The organism is Bradyrhizobium sp. NBAIM03, assembly GCF_020194055.1.
Taxonomy (GTDB): Bacteria; Pseudomonadota; Alphaproteobacteria; order Rhizobiales; family Xanthobacteraceae; genus Bradyrhizobium; species Bradyrhizobium yuanmingense.
On sequence record NZ_JADYVS010000186.1, the window covers coordinates 1 to 429 of the forward strand.

Sequence of the window (429 nt, forward strand, 5' to 3'; positions counted from 1 at the left end):
CGCTCGCTGGAGATTTTCAATCGGCTCGGTTGCGGCGACTGCATGATCGACAAGGGCGTGAGCTGGAACGTCGGCAAGGTCTACCTGAAGGACGAGCTGCTCTACAGCTTTGACCTGCTGCCCGAAACCGGCCACCGCCGGCCGGCGTTCATCAACCTCCAGCAGTACTACGTCGAGGGCTTTCTCGTTGAACGCGCGCAAGCCTTGCCGAACATCGAACTGCGCTGGAAGAACAAGGTGACGGCCCTCACGCAGGATGCCGATGGCGTGACGCTCAGCATTGAGACGCCCGATGGCACGTACGCACAGCGCGCGCGGTACGTCGTCGCCGCCGATGGCTCGCGCAGCCCGGTACGCCACATGATGGGCCTCGAAGCCCGCGGCCCGACCTTCAAAGACCGCTTCCTGATCGCCGACGTGCGTATGGAT

General features: G+C 63.4%; 1 protein-coding gene. It reads left to right on the forward strand.

What is annotated here, in order from left to right:
- Positions 1–12: 12 nt before the first annotated feature.
- Positions 13–429, forward strand: a 417-nt coding sequence (locus I6F21_RS38010; RefSeq protein ID WP_346656864.1) for an FAD-dependent monooxygenase, incomplete at its 3' end; no start/stop codon positions are given.